Genomic DNA, 19,518 nt, shown 5'->3' with positions numbered 1-19,518 from the left:
TGAAAAGGCGGGGTTTTGCCCCGCCTTTTTTCATTCCAGCAACTCGCGAGGAATGGCAAATCCCTGCACGTTGCCGCTGTGCCACTGAACATGCGCCCAGTCGTCGATGTCAAACCGGATCACGGTCGTGGCGCAGGTCGGGTAGTCATGAAACCGCGCATGGTCTGGGGCCCGTCGGACAATACGGCTGGCAAAAGCGGCAATGCCGGGGTTGTGGCCCAGCATCAGCACCGCGGGCTCCGTGGCGCCCGAAAGCTCGATCAGCATGTCCTCGGGGGCCGCGTGGTAGAGCGTGCGGTGAAAACGGACCTTGTCCGCTTGCAGGTCCATACGTTCCCAGGTCTCGCGCGTGCGGGTCGAGGTCGAACTGAGCACCTCATCCGGCAGCCAGCCGTTTTCGCGCAGCCAACCGGCAATTGCTGGAGCCGATTTGCGCCCGCGCTTGTTCAGGGGGCGGTCGTGATCAGTAAGAGCCGGACTGTCCCAACTGGATTTCGCATGGCGGGTCAGGATCAGGGTGCGGGTCATGATGGGTGAAACGCTCTCATATGGTGGGCGGATTGTTCCGGGTCGCGCTCTGCACCTACGCTGAGCGGGCAGGACAGCCGCGCAAGGCAGCCACCGGTCATGCAGGTCTGGCCTTCAGGTGTGGATAGATGTGCGTGACAGGCGGGTACGTCATAAAAGTCTCGGGTGTTCAGGGCCTGGACCGGGCAGGAGGTTGCACAGGGCGCCGGGCAATCCGTGCAGGGCGACGCGCTGCTGCCTTCAGGGATGTCGAATTCCCGTGCGAAATGCAGCGCCCCGCGATACGAGATCATCATACCCACGGTGTCATGCACCAAAGCGCCAACCGGGCTGCTGAAGGTGCGCCCGGATTTCAACGCCCAGTCAATGAAGGGCGCATAGGGTGGTCCGCCAAACGGAAAATAGGCCTGCGCGCCCAGATCCTGTGCCATCTGACCAATGACGCGGCTGGACCATCGGTCCACCGGGTCGGGCCCCGACCATTCCGGGGACGCCTTCAAGACAGGCCAGAAAGCCGAGCCCGCGCCTAAAAGAACCAGGGTTCCCCCGTCCAGACCCTTGGCGCCACTGCGTCTTGGATGCGTCGCACCCATGACGATCAGGCCCGCCTGATGCGCCGCACGCATTACCCAACCATAGCTGATTGCTGCCGCGTAAGAGGAGGGTGGGGGGTGTCCGTTCATCTCTCCTCCGCGGGTTACGTCAATCGGGGCGGATCAGTGACCCGGCACCGTGCTCGGTATACAGTTCCAGCAGGACCGCATTGGGCGCGCGACCGTCCAGAATGACAACCGCCCGCACACCGCTGTGCAGCGCATCCAGCGCCGTTTCCGTCTTGGGGATCATGCCGCCCGCGATGGTGCCTTCCATCGTCATCTCGCGAATCTGACCAGCTTTCAGCTCGGTCACGACCTCTCCGGCGGCGTTCTTGACGCCCGACACGTCCGTCAGCAACAGGAGCCGGTCTGCCTTGAGCGCGGATGCGATGGCCCCGGCTGCCGTATCCCCATTGATGTTGAAGGTCTCTCCGTTCTTGCCCGCGCCCAGAGGAGCGATCACAGGGATCACATCATGGGCGAACAGGTCGTGCAGAATTTTCGGGTCCATCGTGGACGGAGAGCCGACAAACCCCAGCGCGGGATCGGCCTGATCACAGACCATCAGGTTCGCGTCCTTACCCGACAGGCCGACGGCCGTACCGCCCTGACCATTGATCGCCTGAACGATGCGTTTGTTGACGAGGCCGGACAGAACCATCTCGACCACCTCGACGGTGGCTTTGTCGGTCACCCGCTTGCCGTTCACGAATTCGGATTGGATATTCAGCTGATCCAGCATCGCGTTGATCATCGGACCGCCGCCATGCACGATCACCGGGTTCACGCCGACCTGACGCATCAGCACGACGTCACGGGCAAAGCTTTCCATCGCCTCGTCGCTGCCCATGGCGTGACCGCCCAGTTTGATGACGACAATCGCGCCGTCATAGCGCTGCAGATAGGGCAAGGCGCTGTTCAAAGTGGCGGCGGTGGCGATCCAATCCCGGTTCATATCTCGTGTCTTCATGGCTTAGGTCCCTTTGACGTTCCGTGTTAGGGCCTTTGCTCGGTGCTGCCAAGAGGCAAGCTATTCCAGATGTGCGATGATCGAACGCAGAGTGGGGATACCGTCACCCTTTTCAGACGAGGTCAGCACGATTTCCGGGAAGGCCGCCGGGTGTTTCGACAGCGCTCCACGCACCTGTTCCAGTACCTTTTCCCGATCCTTGGCCTTGACCTTGTCGGCCTTGGTCATCACGCATTGAAAGGTCACGGCGCTGGTGTCCAACAGCTTCATGATCTCGGCATCCACCGGTTTCACCCCATGGCGCGAGTCGATCAGGACAAAGGCCCGGCGCAGGGTCTGGCGACCGCTCAGGTACTGTTTCAGCAGCCGCTGCCACTTTTCCACCACCTTCACCGGAGCGTTGGCATAGCCATAGCCGGGCAGGTCGACCAGATAGAGCTCGGGACCTTGGGTAAAAAAGTTGATCTCTTGCGTGCGGCCCGGCGTGTTTGACGCGCGCGCCAGCCCCTTGGTGCCGGTCAGTGCGTTGATTAGGCTGGACTTGCCCACGTTCGAGCGACCGGCAAAGCAGACCTCCAGCCGGTCGGGCGCGGGCAGGCCATTCATGGCGACCACGCCTTTGACGAACTCGGACTCGCCAGCGAACAGCTTGCGGCCACGCTCCTGCGCGAACTCATCGGGGTCTTCAGCCAGAGGGAAGGGGAGGGTGCTCATAGCAATTCTACCTTATCGCCAACCGAGATTGCGCCGCCTTTAAGAACCTCGGCATAGACACCAAAATCCTTGTGGCCCCAGGATTCCAGCGTGCCCAATGTGTCTGCATCACGGATGCCCGTGTCCGGGTTGGCCGTTGTTGCCAGACAGCGTGTGATGCGTTCACGAACGCGGAACACGGCCTCGCCGATCTGAACCTCGCGGCCCAGCCACTCGAATTCTTCCCATAGGGGCATGCCATCGAACCAGATATTGCCGCGCCAGCGGTGGATCGACAGGTCCTGGCCCAGCTTTTGGCCAACCGCGCGATGAGACGCCATGTTGCACAGGCTGATCGAGGGGAAATCGCTGTCGGTCATGCCACGCCCCGGCACCCGGATGATCCGCGCCGAGGCGGCCCGGTCAGCGGGCATCAGGGGTTTGACCCAGTCCAGAAACACTTGCTGTTCACTGTCGGGGGCAAAGGTCAGATCCGGACGGTCTGGGTGGGACAATGTCAGGGTTTCACCGTTGTACAGCGCCGAGATTGCCATCAGCTTCGGCGCTTTCGCGCCCCGGCTGAAATTGGCGCACGGCACCCATACCGAGCCGTCCGCCTTGGACGCCTCATGCGCAACCGCCCAAACACGATCCCCGGGCATGGTCTGCCCGGGGATCACGTTTACGGTTGCGACAGTTTCCCGACCATGGCTTTTGATCGGGTGCCGGCAAAGCTGGGTCACTTCAGCTGTCATTTATCATCCGTTTTCGGAGTACGCTTGAAGCCGGATTTGATGTTGCCGAAAACGTCCGGCTTATAACCCTGGCTGCGCATGATCAGGTACTGCTGAGTAAACGTGATCGTGTTGTTCGCGATCCAGTAGACCACCAGCCCGCTGGCAAAGCTGCCCAGCATGAACATGAACACCCACGGCATCCAGGCAAAGATCATCGCCTGCGTCGGATCGGTTGGTGCCGGGTTCAGCTTTTGTTGCAGCCACATCGAGATACCCAGCAGCAGCGGCAGGATGCCGATGAAGATCAGCGCCATGAGGCTGTCGGGCTGCGGACCAGCAAAGGGCAGCAGGCCGAACAGGTTCATGATCGAGGTCGGATCCGGCGCGCTCAGGTCCTGGAACGGGCCGAACCATGGGGCCTGACGCAGTTCGATGGTGACGAAGATCACCTTGTACAGCGAGAAGAAGATCGGAATCTGCATCAGGATCGGCAGACAGCCTGCGGCGGGGTTCACCTTTTCCTTCTTGTACAGCTCCATCATGCCTTGCTGCATCTTCTGACGGTCGTCGCCAGCGGCCTCTTTCAGGGCTTCCATCTGCGGCTGCAACTCCTTCATCTTCGCCATCGAGACGTAGGACTTGAACGCCAGCGGGAACAGGATCGCCTTGATGATCAGGGTCAGGCCGATGATGGACCAGCCCATGTTGCCGATCAGGGCGTTGATGTTGTGCAGCAGCCAGAAGATCGGCTTGGTCAGGAAGAAGAACCAGCCCCAGTCGATGCTGTCGATGAACTTCTGGACACCTTCCGCTTGATACTCACGGATAGTTTCCCATTCCTTGGCGCCCGCGAACAGCTGTGTGGTGACCTCTTCCGTCGCACCGGGGGCAACGTTCACGGTCGGAAGAACCGTTTCGGTCTGATAAATCTTGCGGCGGGCGTCATATTTCGCAGCGGCTTTGAACGCGGTCCCCGGTTCGGGGATCAGCGTTGTCATCCAGTAGTGGTCGGTAAAGCCGATCCAGCCGTCTTCCTTGACCTGATAGACCTCGGCCTGCGCCCGTTCGTTCGGGTCGATATCGAAATCACGGACATCGCCATAGTCGACCTCGGCCAGCGTGCCGTCGGCCATGCCGATCACGCCTTCGTGCAGAATGAAGAAGTTTTTCAGGTCGGGCAGGTCGCCATCTTCGCCAATGCCGTGGCGCGCCAGAATGCCGTAGGGGGCCATTCCAACCGGCGCCTGTGTGTTGTTTTCGACGGATTGGTTGACCGTGAACATATAGTCCTGATCCACCGAGATCGTGCGGCGGAAGGTCAGACCGTTACCGTTGTCCCATTTCAGGGTAATCGGTGTGTCGACGCCCAGCGCCTCACCCTCTTCTACCGTCCACAGTGTATTCGGGCCGGGCACGTCCGCGCTAGCCACTCCGGCGCCCGGCGCCCAGCCATAGAGGGCATAATACGCCGAATCCGATCCGACCGGAGACAGAAGCTCGACAATCGGCGCGCCTTCTTCGATCGAGACCTTGTAGTCCTTCAGGAACAGCTCATCGATGCGGCCGCCCGACAGCGACAGGCTACCCTTCAGACGAGGCGTGTCGATCTCGACTCGCGGGGCCTGTTCTTCGGGCAGGGTTTCCTCAGCGGCGGTTGTCGCTTCTCCAACGGTGCTGGAGCCTGCGGCGCTTGGAGTTTGAACCTCATCGCCCTCGACGGCGGTAATCTCGGCCTGATCCGGTGCGGGCGCTTGTTCCGGCGGAGGGAACAGCACGAACCAAACAAGGATCACGACAAAGCTGAGCGCGGTTGCAAGGATGAGATTCTTGTTCTGATCGTCCATCTGGGACAGCCACCTTAAGCAGTGAAACACACCCGGTGGGTTCAACAGAGTGCAGGCCCAAAGGTCAAGCGGAATCGCCTGTCAATTCCACACGGATTGCGTTTCTGTGGCGTAAATTTGCGATTACTGGCCGGTCTTGCGCCCGATCTTCGGCATTCCGTTGACCTTGTTCTGATGTGCCGCGACCCAGTCCAGTGTCTTTTCAAACGGCATCGGTTTGCCAATCCCGAACCCCTGAACATGGTTGCATCCCAATTGCGCCATCAGGGCGTGTTCACCGGGGGTCTCGACCCCTTCGGCCAGCGTTTCGACGTTCAGGCGTTCGGCCATGGTCAGGATGGCGCTTACCAGTTGCTGCTGGCCAGCGTCACGATCCGCCTTGGCAACAAAGGACCGGTCGATTTTGATCCGCGAGACATTGAAGCGCTTGATCGACGCAATCGAGGCATGTCCGGTGCCGAAGTCATCCAGATCAATGCAGCACCCCAGTTTGGACATGCTGGTCACGTTGCGGGTGATCACATCGTCTGGCCGACGTGAGAACACGGTTTCCAGAATCTCAACCGCCAGCCGGTCGGGCGTCAGGTCATTCTGGTCCAGCTCCCATTTCAGCCGGTCGATCAGGGCGGGGTCGCGCAGCTCATCGGATGAGAAGTTCACCCCGATCCGTGGCACCACGATCCCGGCGCGATCCCAATCGCGCATGGCGGCAAAGGCGTGGTGCCGCATCGCCTGGCCAAGCCTCTCCATCAGTTCGGCCTGTTCGGCGAAGGGCAGGAAGACCTGCGGGCTCAGGACCCCTTTTTGCGGATGCTCCCAGCGGGCCAGCGCCTCGAACCCCGTGACACGCCCGGTATCGGTCGAAATCTGAGGTTGGTACCACGGGCGGATTTCACTATTGTCCAGAGCTGCCTCGAACTCTTTGCGCAAATTGGCCCGAATACGCGAACGGCGCTGCGTTTCGCTGGAAAAGGCGCGAATGGTCGATGGTCCGTTCCTTTGCGCTTCGCTCAATGCGGCCGAGGCGGCGTCGATCCAATCCTCGTATCGGCTATCAGCTGCGCTGGACAGCTGGCTGAACCCGATCGAGCAGGACACATACACGCTCGTGCCGTTGAGCATAAAAGGTTCCTCCACGACGGACTGAATGCGCCCGGCCATTTGAATACAGGCCTCAAGATCCAACTGGTGCGAAGGGTGCAGGCCAATTGCGATCTTGTTCTTGTCCAGCCGGGTCACGATATCCTGCGTTCGGATGACCGAAAGGATGCGGTGGCCGAACTGGTCCGCCAGATGATCGGCGGCGGCGTTGCCGTGCAGGTCCAGAAAATCCGGGTAGTCATCCAGCGCAACGAGGATGCAGGCCGAATCCGCGCCGCCGGGCGTGAATGCCTTGAAAAAACCCTCCAGTTCCGTGGCGAAGGCGTCGATGGTCATCATGCCACCGGGCGGGTTGCGTCGTTGGCGCCGCTGATCGGACCGGGCGTCAATCGCGGCGGCGCCTAGGTAAATCAGCGGTAGGCAGAAAGCGACGACCACCAGCGCTCGTTCCCCGCCGATCCAGAATGCGGCAAGGCTGATCGCCGGGACAAAGGCCAAAGCGGCAGGGCCGCTCAGAACCGAAGTAAGAGCATCGAGAACGCGTTCAACTGAGATATGTTTCCACATCGGTTTTCTGGGCCTCTACGTTTAGGCATAGCACGTATTGGGCAACCGTAGAAAACCATTCTGAGTCAGACGTTAACGCAACTGTGGAATTTCATCCGAATTTTCGTCTTTTTTGCCGGGGTTTAGCGTGAGGCCCTGGAAATCGAACAATTTCGGGTCCAGCAGGTGCGAGGGCCGCGCGTTGGTCAGGGCCCGGAACATCACCTGTCGCCGACCAGGGCTGTTCTTTTCCCACTGGTCCAGAATCTGTTTTACCTGCTGGCGCTGCAACCCGTCCTGACTGCCGCACAGGTCGCAGGGGATGATGGGATATTTCATCGCGGTGGCGAATTTCTCGCAGTCGGCTTCCGCCACATGGGCCAGCGGGCGAAAGACAAACAGGTCGCCTTCTTCGTTCACCAGTTTCGGCGGCATTGTCGCCAGGCGCCCGCCGTGGAACAGGTTCATGAAGAATGTCTCGAGGATATCGTCCCGGTGATGGCCCAGAATCACGGCGCTGCAACCTTCCTCGCGCGCGATCCGATACAGGTTGCCGCGGCGCAGGCGTGAACACAGGGCGCAAAAGGTGCGGCCCTGCGGAACCTTGTCCATCACCACGGAATAGGTGTCCTGATATTCGATGCGATGGGGCACGCCCATCCGTTCGAGAAATTCGGGCAGGACGGTGGCGGGAAAGCCGGGCTGGCCCTGATCCAGATTGCAAGCCAGCAGGTCGACCGGCAGAAGCCCCCGCCATTTCAGCTCATAAAGCACCGCCAGTAAGGTATAGCTGTCTTTGCCGCCGGACAGGCAGACCAGCCAGCGGGGCGGTTTGCCATCCTTGTCATGGGCGGACGGGTCCACCATCCCGTACTGCTCAATGGCTTCGCGGGTCTGGCGCACGATGCGTTTGCGCAGCTTCTTGAACTCGGTGGTCGAGGGCGCGCCGGCAAAGAGCGGGTGGATATCGTCAGCTTCGTCAAACATGCGCAGCCCCTACAGCAGATGGCTTAACCGGGCAAGGGGATGGGTCAGCCCAGGCGGGCCAGCAGGGCGTCCGTTTCCAGCCCGGCCGCCGATCCGGGGATCCGGCCGCTATCGCCTGAAAGACGCGTGGTGATGAACCCATCGGCAACCGCGCCGGGGGCATGGCGCAGAAGTTGTGAGGCCGTGAGCAGCAGTGCCGTGCGTTCAGCGAACCAGCGCGCCTCGGCCTCGGGTGGCAGGTCAGGCCAGCGGTCGCGATGCGCCTTCAGGGCCGCATCATAGGCGCGATCTACGCCCGTTGCGGCATCCAGTTCGCCCTGCAGCACGTCGGCGGCCAGCGGCTCTCGGGCAAGGGTGCGCAGGATATCCAGGCAGATGACGTTGCCTGACCCCTCCCAGATGCCGTTCAGCGGGGCTTCGCGATAGAGCAGAGGCAGGGGGGTATCCTCGACATAACCCATGCCGCCCAACACCTCCATCGCCTCGGCCACAACCACGGGGCAACGTTTACTGTTCAGGAATTTGGCAAGGGCGACGCTGATCCGGGCAAAAGCCTTGTCCTCGGCGGTTTGCCCGTCGAACGCCTGCGCCACGCGCATCCCCAGCGTCAGCGCGCCTTCCCAGTCCAGCACCAGATCGGCCAGAACCGCACGCATCAGGGGCTGGTCGATCAACCGGCGCTGAAAGGCGCTGCGATGGGTGACCCAGTGATTGGCCTCGGACAAAGCGGCGCGCATCAGGCCCGCCGGGGCCATAGCTGTATCGAGCCGCGTGTGGTGGACCATCTCGATGATCGTGTGCACGCCTTGGCCCTCGTCGCCCAACTGATAGGCCAGCGTGTCGTGGTATTCGATTTCGGCCGAGGCATTGGATCGGTTGCCCAGCTTGTCCTTCAGTCGCATCAGGTGGATGGCGTTCCGCTCGCCCTCCAGCCAGCGAGGGACAAGGAAACAAGTCAGCCCACCCGGTGCCTGCGCCAGCGTCAGGAACCCATCCGACATCGGGGCCGAGCAAAACCACTTGTGCCCGCGCAGCCGCCAGTGATCGCCGTCCCGCGTGGCCGTGGTGGTATTGGTGCGCAGGTCCGAGCCACCCTGTTTCTCGGTCATCGCCATGCCCAGCGTGGCGCTGGTTTTCTCGGTGACTGGTTTTGTCGCCGGGTCGTATGTGCGTGCCGTCAGTTTTGACTGCCAGACCGCGGCGATGTCCGTATTGGCAGTCAGCGCCGGAAACGCCGCATAGGTCATGGTCAGCGGGCAGCAATGGCCGGGTTCGATCTGGCTGGCCATATAGATCATCGCGGCATGGGTGCTATGGCCACCCGGCTGACCGTCCCATGGTATGGCAGCGTATCCGGCGGATTGGCTGATCTGCATTATCTGATGGTAGGCGGGGTGAAAGCGAACCTCGTCGAGACGCCTGCCGCCCGAGTCGAACAACTTCAGTTCCGGCGGATGCCGGTTCGCGTCGCGCGCCAGCTCGCGGGTTTCAGCGCGTCCTAGATGTGCGCCATACGCCGCTAGAGGTACGGAGCGCCCTGCGACGAAGCCAACCACGTTGCGCAGCACCGGGTCCGCGCTCCAAAGGTTGCAATCCCCGCGCGCGGGCGGTTGATTCAGGACCTCATGTGTGGGCAGCGTTTGGCGCGCGTCGGATGTCATCTGGACCTCGGGCTTTGTGGGTCCAAGTGTTCAGCGCAGAATTTGATGGGTCAAGTCTGACCGGGGGTCACGCGGAATCGTCGCACTTGCACTCGGGCACCGGGTCGTACCCGTCACCGCCCCATGGATGACAGCGCCCGATCCGCCGGGCAGCCAGCCACGCCCCTTTGACGGCGCCGTGTTTTTCCAGCGCTTCCAGCGCATAGGCCGAGCATGTGGGCTGATAGCGACAGTTGAACCCGACCCAGGGGCTGAACACCAGCCGATAGGCCCGGACGGGCAGGGCAAGGATATGCGACAGAAAAGTCATTTCTGCTGCCCGTGCACTTTGCGCAGGGCGTAGCGCAAGTCATCCAGCAGAGCCTCGAACGGGCGTGCGGCAGTTACTTCGGCACGGCCGATCAGAACGTAGTCCCACCCGTCCTGCCCCTGAACAGGCAGCACTGCACGCGCGGCCTCGCGCAAGCGTCGCTTGGCGCGGTTGCGAGCCACAGCGTTGCCGACCTTCTTGGAACACGTGAAACCGACGCGAATCCCCGGCGCTTCGTCCGGGGCACGCCTGCGGGCCTGTACCATCATCGATGAGGTGCCCTGCCGGCGCGCGCGTGCGGCTTTCAGGAAATCTGACCGTTTCTTGAGAACGGTCAAAGTTTCAGGCGCGCAAACGGACGCCGCCGGGGGCATTTCCCCGGGGTGGTTCTTACCATCCACAGGGGCCTCCGGCGGCGTCATGTTCATAACCTGATCGGTGAGCGGTTTACGCGCTCAGCGATTTGCGGCCACGTGCGCGGCGCGCGTTCAGGATTTTGCGGCCGGCCTTGGTGGCCATGCGCGCGCGGAAACCGTGGCGGCGTTTGCGAACCAGGTTCGAAGGCTGATAGGTGCGTTTCATCGCTCCGTCTCCAATCTATAGCGGTGGGGTGCGGCGCGGATTCGCCTGGCCCTAGTGTTCGAAGCCCGTCCTCTACTGGGAAGCGGGGGGTAAGTCAAACCCCTAGGTGGGGGTTTTATCCCCTTTTGCAACAATTCTGTAACCGCAGCAGGCAAAAGGTTTCAAAATCGCGGTTTTGACGCCCCAAACCCTCACATTCCCTGCGGAAAACATCAAGGCCGCGTGATGTCCCTGTTGTGCAGCCCTTTGGCGGCGCATGTTGGGGGCAGAATGAAACGAACGAAACCGGATAGCCTCATGAGCGACACAACTCAGGCACCGCGCAACGGGCTTGCGCGCCATATCCCTTTGCTGGTGATTCTCGCCGTGGCCGCGGTGGGGTTCTTTACGCTGGGCGATTACCTGACATTCGAGACGCTGCGCGACAATCGCGAGGCCCTTTTGGCATGGCGGGATGCCAATTACTGGTCCATGGCGGCGGCTTTTGTGGCGATATACATTGTCATCGTCGCCTTTTCGCTGCCGGGTGCTGCAGTGGCCTCGATGACAGGCGGGTTCCTGTTCGGTTTGATTGCAGGCACGGTCTTTAACGTCTTTGCCGCCACCATCGGCGCCTCGGCCATCTTTCTCGCGGCGCGTTGGGGGTTGGGCGAATCCCTGACGGCGCGATTGGAATCCTCGGAAGGCACCATCAAAAAGCTCAAGGACGGGTTGCGCGAGAATGAAATCCCGGTGCTGTTCCTGTTGCGCCTTGTGCCGGTGGTGCCGTTCTTTGTCGCCAATCTGGTGCCTGCGCTGGTGGGGGTGAAGTTCCGCAATTTCCTGGTCACCACGGCGCTGGGCATCATTCCGGGCGGCATTGTCTATACATGGATCGGCGTCGGGCTGGGCGGCGTGTTCGACCGGGGTGAGACGCCGGATGTCTCGCTGCTGTGGGAGCCCTTCGTCATTGGCCCGATCATTGGCTTGTGTGTGCTGGCGGCTCTGCCGATAGTCATCAAAGCCCTGCGTGGCCGAAAGGACAGCTGATCTCATGCAAGAACTGAAAACCGATATCCTGGTGATCGGGGCCGGGTCGGGCGGTTTGTCCGTGGCCGCCGGGGCCAGCCAGATGGGGGCGGATGTCATCTTGCTGGAAGGTCACAAGATGGGCGGCGATTGCCTGAATTTCGGCTGTGTGCCCTCTAAGGCCCTGATCGCCAGTGGCAAGGCCGCCTATGGGCAGGCGCATTCCGCCGCGCTGGGCGTGGCTGATGTGGTGCCGCAGGTGGACTATGCCGCCGCGAAGGATCATGTGCATGACGTGATCGCCCAGATCGAACCAATGGACAGTCAGGACCGGTTCGAGGGCTTCGGTGTCAGGGTGATCCGCGAATACGGCAGCTTTGTCTCCCCGACCCAGGTGCAGGCGGGCGATCACTTGATCACCGCGCGGCGGGTGGTGATTGCGACCGGATCGTCGCCTCTGGTGCCGCCCATTCCCGGGCTGGACCAGGTGCCCTATTACACCAACGAGACGATCTTTGATCTGCGCGACAAGCCCGAGCATCTGCTGATCATCGGTGGCGGCCCCATCGGCATGGAGATGGCGCAGGCCCATATCCGTCTGGGTTGCGAGGTGACGGTAATCGAGGGCTTGCAGGCGCTGGGCAAGGACGACCCCGAAGCGGCAGAGATCGTGCTGGACACGCTGCGGGCCGAAGGCGTGGCGATCCACGAACAGGCGATGGTTGCCCAAATTCGCAACAATAAGGGCCTGGTCGAGGTCGTGACCGAGAATGGCGACATCTATACCGGCTCGCACCTGTTTCTAGCCGCCGGACGCAAGGCCAATACGGACCGTCTGAACCTGAAGGATGCCGGTGTCGAGCCGACGCGTACTGGCATCAAAGTGGATGAGTCGCTGCGCACCTCAAACCGCAAGGTCTATGCCATCGGTGACGTTGCAGGCGGGATGCAGTTTACCCATGTGGCCGGATATCACGCCGGGATCATCATTCGATCTGCCTTATTTGGGCTACCCTCCAAGGCAAAGACAGCCCATATCCCCTGGGCCACCTATACCGACCCCGAATTGGCGCAGGTCGGCCTGACCGAGGCACAGGCGCGGGATCAGCACGGCGACAATCTCGAAATTGCGCGCTTTGACTACCACCACAACGACCGCGCCATTTCGGAACGCAAGACGAAAGGCTTCATTAAGGTCATGGTCGTAAAAGGCCGACCTGTGGGCGCCACAATCGTGGGTCATCAGGCGGGCGAACTGATCAACTTGTGGTCGCTGGCCTTGGCCAATAACCTGAAGATGGGGCAGATCGCTGCAATGGTTGCGCCCTATCCGACGATCGGAGAGCTTAACAAAAGGGTGGCGGGCGCCTATTTCTCGCCAAGGCTGTTTGAGAATCAAATGGTTAAACGTGTGGTCCGGTTCGTCCAGCGCTGGATACCCTGACCGGGAAGGGAGAGCAGATTGAACTCGCTGTCGGGCCGATTTCTGATCCTGACGACGGTCTTCGTGATGTTGGCCGAGGTCCTGATCTTTGTCCCCTCGATTGCGCGTTTTCGCGAAGATTTCCTGCTGAACCGGCTTGAGCGCGCCCAGATCGCCTCATTGGCGTTGCTGGCCGATGACATGCTGGCCGAAGATCTTGAGGCCGAACTGCTGGCCAACGCCGGGGTCTACAACGTGGTGCTGCGGCGGGACGAGGTACGGCAGTTGATGCTGTCTTCTCCGATTCCCGAGCCGATCACCAAAACCTACGACCTGCGCGATGCGGGGCCATGGATATTGATCCGGGATGCCGTAGCGCGCCTGTTCACGCCGGAAAACGAGGTCATTCGCGTCATCGGCGAGCCGGTCAAAGGGGCGGGCCTGCTGATCGAGGTCACCACGGACAGCGAACCCCTGCGGATGGCGATGACCGATTACGGGCTGCGCATCCTGGGCCTGTCCTTTGTCATCTCGATCATCACCGCTTTTTTCCTGTTTCTTGCCGTGCGGGTTGTACTGGTGAAGCCCATCAAGGGCGTCGTGGGCTATATGCAGCGCTATGCGGGCGCCCCCGAGGACGCGCGGGGAATCATCTCTCCCAATTCCAAGGTGACCGAACTGCGCGAGGCGGAAGAGGCCTTGCAACAGCTGCAAACCGAACTGACGCAGGCCCTGAAACAGCGCGAGCGTCTGGCGCAGCTGGGCGGTGCGGTGGCTAAGGTCAGTCACGATCTGCGTAACATCCTGACCTCGGCGCAGCTGTTCACCGACCGGATCGAGGCCAGCGATGACCCGCTGGTGCGGCGCATGGCGCCAAAGCTGGTGAACTCCATCACCCGGGCGGTGTCCTTGTGCGAAAGCACGTTGGCCTTTGGCCGCGCGGAAGAGCCCGCGCCGACCCTGACAATGGTGCCCCTGCGCGACGTAGCCGAAGACGTTGTGGCCAGCGAAAGGCTGGCTGTCGCCGATGCATGTGTCGAAATCATCAACGACGTGCCCGAAGATCTGATAGCCCGCGCTGACCCCGAGCAGATGTTCCGCGTCATGATGAACCTTGTCCGCAACGCGCGACAGGCGCTGGTGGCGTCAGGCAAGCCGGGCAGGATCACAATCGCCGGGTGCGAACATGAAGATGACTGGTGCATAGAAATAAGGGATAACGGCCCCGGCCTGCCGCCCAAGGCCCGCGAGAACTTGTTCACGCCATTCCAGGGCGGGGTGCGCAAAGGGGGCTCGGGGCTTGGTCTTGCGATCTCGCAAGAACTGGTGCGCGGACATGGCGGAGACCTTGTTCTGGCCGAGACCGGACCCGAAGGAACGACCTTTGAAATCCGCCTGCCGCGGGGCGGCGTGACTTTTTAAATTATTTTTGTAGAATCGACTTGCACGTCCCCGGAGGTAGGTCTACATAGCGCCTCACCAACGCGGACCGATAGCTCAGCTGGATAGAGTACTTGACTACGAATCAAGGGGTCGGGGGTTCGAATCCTCCTCGGTCCGCCATTGGTATCTGTGTCAGGCGACACATAGTTCTGCCACCAGCGACAGAACCTTGCCATTTTCGCCTCACTTCCTTCATCCAGCACCTAGACCGATTTCAATGATCCTGACTTCACTTTTTGGGAAAATCAGGGCTGATTTGCAGATCAGACGCCGAAGGCGCGTGTTCCTGCTGATCTGCCACGTGCCGAACGCGGATGGGGGCGAGGCAATGCTATTCGACAGTAGTGGTGCGGCCCGCAGGCGTAGCCGAGGACACGGTGTTGTCTAATAGGGTTGCCCGAGGGGGAAGGCAGCGTCTTTCCCCTGATGGCAGGGGGCGTTTGGCTTGCCCAAATCCCGCGGCCCCAAAAACAAGCACGGCGGTGCAGGCCGCGCCGGTACTTATCGCGCCAGAACGCGTTGTTATTCAAATGAATCGGGCGGAAACCGGCCATTCGCGGCGAGCGCGAAAAAGCCATTCGCAGCCTTGCTTAGCGGTCATTCGACGACGTCTGCATGAATTGACCTATTGGTCCGCTTGAGCACGCCACCAGAGAAAATACCAGACGGTGTCGGCCTGGCGATCTCATCAGGATGTTTGATCGCCGATTTCGCGGCTTTACAACCCGCTTCGCGATTACGGTACAACTCTGTCGCGGCCTGTCCAAGAGACTTCAATGTTTTCGATTAGTAAGTGGCAACCTATTATGGTGTTGTTAAATATCCAAAATCCCTTTGGGCGCAGGGGTCCCAACGGTGTTTTGAATATGTATGCTGTCTATATATACAAATTCTCCCCCGTTCTTCACTGCTATGTTAGCGTTATCGCTTTGAGATTGACGCTTGTTCTCACCGGTTAGCCGGCATCCAGCACAATTTGCGAAGCATTTCATGCTGCCGAACCTATTGGTCTGGCAGCCAAGGAACATACACTGGAGGAAATATGTCCCTGTTGCAGACCATTACCCGTAGAACCGCCTTGCTTTCCGTCGCCGCCGTCGCCCTGACCGCCGGCACAGCGTATGCAGGCGATGTCAAAATTGGCTTTCTGCTGAAAACCATGCAGGAAGAGCGCTACAAGCGCGACCGCGCGGCGTTTACTGAGAAAGCTGAGGAGCTTGGTGCCGAAGTCATCTTTGATTCTGCGAACAATGACGAACTGACCCAGCTGGCGAAATTTGAAAACATGCTCGCCAAGGGCGCAGACGTCATCGTGTTGCAGCCTGTGAACACCGGTACCGCCGGAAGCATGGTCAGCATGGCAAACAGCGAAGGAGTGCGCGTTGTCGGGTATGACTCGATGCTCGTGGACGGGCCGCTTGATGCGATGGTGATGCAGGACAGCTGGGCCGTGGGCCGCTTGCAAGGCGAAGCCATGGTTGAATGGCTGCAGGAGAAGAACGGAGAGGTGTCCGGCAAGATCGCCCTGATTCAAGGTCAACCCGGCGACTCCAACGCGATTGCGATGAGCAGCGGTGTGTTGGAGATTGTCGAAGCGAACCCGGGGTTGGAACTGGTAACAAATCAGGCGCATGAAGGTTGGTCATCTGAGAAGGCCATGGCGACTGCGGAAAACACGCTGACCTCTAACAGCAACAGCATCGACGCGTTTATCGCCAACAACAGCGGCATGGCTCGTGGTGTTATCGCGGCACTGGAAGCACAGGGGCTGGCGTCATCGGACAAAGTGTTTGTAGCCGGATCTGATGCCGACCTGGCCAATATCCAATATGTTGCGCAAGGCAAGCAAGCCGTTGAAATCTGGAAACAGATCGATCCCCTGGCTGAAACTGCAGCAGAAGTGGCGGTTGCCCTGGCTGCCGATCCGGAAACCGCACCTGCAGATCTTGTCGAAGTGGACAAGGTTATCAACAACGGTTTCGCCGATGTGCCGACGATTGTCACCCCGATCACGCTTGTGACTCAGGACAACATTGATGACACGATCATCGCTGGCGGCTTCTACTCCAAGGAAGAAGTCTACGGGAATTGATCCTCGGGACCTTTTCCTGAAGGAGGGCGTTTCGCCATCTGGCTCCCTATGCGTGTACTCCCCGCGCGCGGCTTCATGGTGCCCTCCTTCCTTAACCCGTCACGGCGAAACTGCCGGTCAGGGTGGGGAATGTCCGAAATACCTTTCTGAATGTGATGGGAAAAAGCATGTCTGAAGTCGTCCTGAAAATGCAGGGTATCATCAAGGATTTTCCCGGTGTTCGCGCCCTGAACAATGTCAATTTCGAAGCCCGCTCGGGCGAACTCTTGGCGTTGATGGGAGAAAACGGAGCGGGCAAATCCACGCTCATGAAAGTGCTTAGCGGGGTTTGGCCCTATCCAACTTACGAGGGCGATATCTTTTTGCGCGGTGAAAGAGTCCGGTTCGCGAATACGAAAGAGGCCGAGGCAGCAGGCATTGGCATCATCTATCAGGAACTCAACCTGATCCCCGGTTTGTCGGTTGCCGAAAACATCTTTCTTGATCGCCAGTTCACTGACGCCAAGGGCAGGATCAACTGGAACCAGACATTTGCTGAAACACAAAAGCTGCTGACCGAGCTGGGTATCAACGACATTCGTCCGACAGATCTGGTGCAGAACATCACTGTGGGCAAACAACAGATGGTCGAGATTGCCAAAGCTCTGTCGCTAAAAGCGGAAATACTGGTGCTTGACGAACCTACATCGGCGCTGACGGACAAAGAGGTCAAGGATCTCTTCCGCATCATTCGCAAGCTGAAAGCCGATGGCGTCTGCATGTGCTATATCTCGCACAAGATGGAAGAGATCGAGCAGATCGCCGACCGGATTGCGGTTCTGCGCGATGGCCAGACCATCGGTGAAGTCACGCCTATCGCGGATATCACGCTTGATCAGATCATCGCCCGAATGGTCGGGCGCGACATCAAAGATATGTTCCCCAAGGTCGATTTCACACCGGGTGAGGTGACTTTGGAGGTCAACGATCTGTCCGTCACAAACCCCGACCTACCTGGCAGCTATCTGGTCAAGAACGCCAGCTTCGTTGCCCGCAAAGGCGAGATATTGGGCATCTCCGGGCTTATGGGCGCTGGCCGGACCGAACTGGTTGGCGGTGTATTCGGTGCCTATCCGGACCAGACCACCGGTGAAGTGAAGCTGAACGGGCAAAAGCTGGACATCAAATCGCCGAAGGACGCAATTGATGCCGGTATCGCGCTGCTGACCGAAGATCGTAAGGCTTTGGGGCTGTTTCTGGACAAATCCATTTCCTTCAACACGACAATTTCCTCGCTTGAGACGATCAGTTCAAAGGTTCTGGGCATCATCAACACCCAGCAGGAACGCAAAGTCGTCAAGGAATATGTCGATCAGCTGGGCGTCAAAACGCCTTCGATTGACACAGTGATCGGTACGCTCAGCGGCGGCAATCAGCAGAAGGTCATTCTTGGTAAGTGGCTGAACTCGCGCCCAGATGTGTTCATTCTGGATGAACCTACGCGCGGGATCGATATCGGCGCCAAGGTCGAGATTTACAAGCTGCTGAACGAACTGGTCCAGCAGGGTGTCACTGTCATCATGATTTCTTCCGAACTGCCCGAGGTTTTGGGCATGTGCGATCGGATTCTGGTGATGTGCGAAGGCGAGATCGTGTCGAACTTTGAACGGGACGACGCGAAGAAAGAAGCAATCATGGCGTATGCCACCGGCAGCGCATAAGGGAGGAAGCAAATGAGTGCTGACAGCAACGTTGCAGGTGTTGGCGTCAATGGCGCCAAGGAAAACCACCTGATAAACTTCATAAAGGACAACGCGACGCTAATTGCGTTGATCGTGCTTGTCGTTGGGCTCAGCTTTGCCGACGACGCGTTTTTCACCGCGAGGAATCTTAGCAACCTATCCCGTCAGGTTACCATCATCGGGATCATTGCCGTAGGCATGACCATGGTCATTCTGATTGCGGGTATTGACCTTTCCGTTGGCTCTGTCGTCGGGTTATCAGCGGTCGTCTGTACGCTCATGATGCAATGGGGCGTGCCGACAATATTGGCGGTGCCTGCAACCCTTTTGATCGTAGGTGTTGGAATAGGTCTGTGGAACGGGTTCTGGATAGCCAAGTTCAACATACCCCCATTCATCATAACCCTTGGAATGCTGACCATTGCACGCGGTTTGGCTCTGACCCTGACCAACGGCAGTTCTGTACCGGTAACGAGTAATGTGTTTCCATTGATTGGTGGTGCTTATATCCCGCCGATGATGTCCAGTATCGTGCTGATCGTGTGTGCTGCGCTTGCTGTCTATTCGATCTTCCGGGACGTTCAACAAAGCAAAGCTCACGGCGTCGAAGTGAATATGCAGGAGCTGCTGGTCAACGGGGCGGTGATGATTGGTGGTTTTGCTTTGGCCTTCCACGTGTTTACCAGCTACAAAGGGATCCCCGTTCCTGTCGCGATCTTTGCAGTCATTGCATTTGCCGGGATCTATACGCTGAACAGCACCCGTTTTGGTCGCCGCCTCTATGCGCTTGGCGGAAACGAAGATGCGGCTCGCCTGTCCGGCATCAACGTCGTCCGCACCAAGATGATTGTCTATACGGTCATTTCGGTTCTGTCGGCGCTGGCTGGTATCATCCTGGCCTCGCGTCTGAACGGTGCCTCGCCCAACCTTGGAACCATGTTCGAGCTTGATGCGATTGCGGCCGTTGTTATCGGCGGCACCAGCTTGGCAGGTGGTTCGGGCAAGGTGAGCGGAACCATCATCGGGGCTCTGCTGATCGGCGTCCTGAACAACGGCATGAGCCTGCTTGGTGTGGTCACGTTCTATCAGTTGATCATCAAAGGCCTGATCATCATCCTCGCCGTCTGGTTCGATGTGATGCAGAAGAAGTAATGTTGCTGGCCTGCCCCCGGTCACACGCACCGGGGGCAACGCCAAAATCCCCGAAAACTTGAATGACAGTTGGGAGGTAAGCGATGGTTCAGTCCATTTTAGCAACCTTACGCACAGACGGCTT

The 19,518-nt window shown here is 59.6% G+C and carries 18 protein-coding genes and 1 tRNA gene; 7 read left to right on the top strand and 12 right to left on the bottom strand.

Annotated features, from left to right (window positions below; all coding sequences use genetic code 11):
* Nucleotides 1-30 precede the first annotated feature (30 nt).
* The 12 genes from GOX88_RS15500 to rpmH form a co-directional block, all read right to left on the bottom strand.
* Entirely contained in the window at nt 31-528 is a 498-nt protein-coding gene (locus tag GOX88_RS15500; RefSeq protein ID WP_170403646.1) for a SixA phosphatase family protein, read from the bottom strand.
* Nucleotides 525-1,211: a ferredoxin gene (locus tag GOX88_RS15495; RefSeq protein WP_170403645.1), complete on the bottom strand. Its 687-nt coding sequence runs from the start codon at nt 1,209-1,211 to the stop codon at nt 525-527. Before GOX88_RS15495 ends, GOX88_RS15500 begins: the two co-directional genes overlap by 4 nt.
* A 19-nt stretch (nt 1,212-1,230) precedes the next feature.
* The gene (gene argB, locus GOX88_RS15490) at nt 1,231-2,094 is read right to left on the bottom strand and encodes an acetylglutamate kinase (protein ID WP_170403642.1); all 864 of its coding nucleotides are present in this window, start codon (nt 2,092-2,094) and stop codon (nt 1,231-1,233) included.
* Nucleotides 2,095-2,154: 60 nt separating this feature from the next.
* Nucleotides 2,155-2,808, bottom strand: coding sequence for a ribosome biogenesis GTP-binding protein YihA/YsxC (yihA, locus tag GOX88_RS15485; protein ID WP_170328749.1), 654 nt, complete (start codon nt 2,806-2,808; stop codon nt 2,155-2,157).
* A complete protein-coding gene (locus tag GOX88_RS15480; protein ID WP_170403639.1) occupies nt 2,805-3,542 on the bottom strand; it encodes an MOSC domain-containing protein in 738 nt (245 codons plus the stop codon). The genes yihA and GOX88_RS15480 overlap by 4 nt, the downstream gene beginning before the upstream one ends.
* The gene (gene yidC, locus GOX88_RS15475; protein WP_170403636.1) at nt 3,539-5,368 is read right to left on the bottom strand and encodes a membrane protein insertase YidC; all 1,830 of its coding nucleotides are present in this window, start codon (nt 5,366-5,368) and stop codon (nt 3,539-3,541) included. The genes GOX88_RS15480 and yidC overlap by 4 nt, the downstream gene beginning before the upstream one ends.
* A 123-nt stretch (nt 5,369-5,491) precedes the next feature.
* Nucleotides 5,492-7,036: a putative bifunctional diguanylate cyclase/phosphodiesterase gene (locus GOX88_RS15470; protein ID WP_170403634.1), complete on the bottom strand. Its 1,545-nt coding sequence runs from the start codon at nt 7,034-7,036 to the stop codon at nt 5,492-5,494.
* A 72-nt stretch (nt 7,037-7,108) separates the two neighbouring features.
* The gene (ttcA, locus tag GOX88_RS15465) at nt 7,109-8,002 is read right to left on the bottom strand and encodes a tRNA 2-thiocytidine(32) synthetase TtcA (RefSeq protein ID WP_170403631.1); all 894 of its coding nucleotides are present in this window, start codon (nt 8,000-8,002) and stop codon (nt 7,109-7,111) included.
* A 44-nt stretch (nt 8,003-8,046) separates the two neighbouring features.
* Complete coding sequence (locus GOX88_RS15460) at nt 8,047-9,663, bottom strand: acyl-CoA dehydrogenase family protein (protein WP_170403628.1); 1,617 nt, start codon at nt 9,661-9,663, stop codon at nt 8,047-8,049.
* A 67-nt stretch (nt 9,664-9,730) separates the two neighbouring features.
* A complete protein-coding gene (gene yidD, locus GOX88_RS15455; protein WP_170403624.1) occupies nt 9,731-9,973 on the bottom strand; it encodes a membrane protein insertion efficiency factor YidD in 243 nt (80 codons plus the stop codon).
* On the bottom strand, nt 9,970-10,395 hold the full coding sequence (rnpA, locus tag GOX88_RS15450) for a ribonuclease P protein component (protein WP_170403621.1): 426 nt from the start codon (nt 10,393-10,395) through the stop codon (nt 9,970-9,972). Before rnpA ends, yidD begins: the two co-directional genes overlap by 4 nt.
* A 25-nt stretch (nt 10,396-10,420) precedes the next feature.
* Nucleotides 10,421-10,555: a 50S ribosomal protein L34 gene (rpmH, locus tag GOX88_RS15445; protein WP_005980833.1), complete on the bottom strand. Its 135-nt coding sequence runs from the start codon at nt 10,553-10,555 to the stop codon at nt 10,421-10,423.
* 297 nt (nt 10,556-10,852) lie between these two features.
* Between rpmH and GOX88_RS15440 the strand changes: the two genes are divergently transcribed.
* From GOX88_RS15440 to GOX88_RS15410, 7 genes are all read left to right on the top strand, one after another.
* Nucleotides 10,853-11,584, top strand: coding sequence for a TVP38/TMEM64 family protein (locus GOX88_RS15440; protein WP_170403619.1), 732 nt, complete (start codon nt 10,853-10,855; stop codon nt 11,582-11,584).
* Between the two features lie 4 nt (nt 11,585-11,588).
* Nucleotides 11,589-13,007 carry a dihydrolipoyl dehydrogenase family protein gene (locus GOX88_RS15435; RefSeq protein WP_170403617.1) on the top strand — a complete coding sequence of 473 codons (1,419 nt, stop codon included), beginning with the start codon at nt 11,589-11,591 and terminating at the stop codon, nt 13,005-13,007.
* Between the two features lie 18 nt (nt 13,008-13,025).
* Nucleotides 13,026-14,408, top strand: coding sequence for an ATP-binding protein (locus tag GOX88_RS15430; protein WP_254436304.1), 1,383 nt, complete (start codon nt 13,026-13,028; stop codon nt 14,406-14,408).
* 64 nt (nt 14,409-14,472) lie between these two features.
* Nucleotides 14,473-14,549: transfer RNA gene (locus tag GOX88_RS15425), tRNA-Arg, on the top strand.
* Nucleotides 14,550-15,471: 922 nt separating this feature from the next.
* Nucleotides 15,472-16,521, top strand: coding sequence for a sugar ABC transporter substrate-binding protein (locus tag GOX88_RS15420; RefSeq protein ID WP_217354250.1), 1,050 nt, complete (start codon nt 15,472-15,474; stop codon nt 16,519-16,521).
* A gap of 167 nt (nt 16,522-16,688) precedes the next feature.
* The gene (locus GOX88_RS15415) at nt 16,689-18,221 is read left to right on the top strand and encodes a sugar ABC transporter ATP-binding protein (RefSeq protein WP_170403614.1); all 1,533 of its coding nucleotides are present in this window, start codon (nt 16,689-16,691) and stop codon (nt 18,219-18,221) included.
* A 12-nt stretch (nt 18,222-18,233) separates the two neighbouring features.
* Nucleotides 18,234-19,394: a sugar ABC transporter permease gene (locus GOX88_RS15410; RefSeq protein WP_217354249.1), complete on the top strand. Its 1,161-nt coding sequence runs from the start codon at nt 18,234-18,236 to the stop codon at nt 19,392-19,394.
* The last annotated feature ends 124 nt before the right edge of the window (nt 19,395-19,518 follow it).

This window comes from Ruegeria arenilitoris (assembly GCF_013030985.1).
GTDB classification, from domain to species: domain Bacteria; phylum Pseudomonadota; class Alphaproteobacteria; order Rhodobacterales; family Rhodobacteraceae; genus Ruegeria; species Ruegeria arenilitoris_B.
The sequence above is the reverse complement of the archived record's forward strand: the minus strand, read 5'-3'. Positions and strand labels throughout refer to the sequence as shown.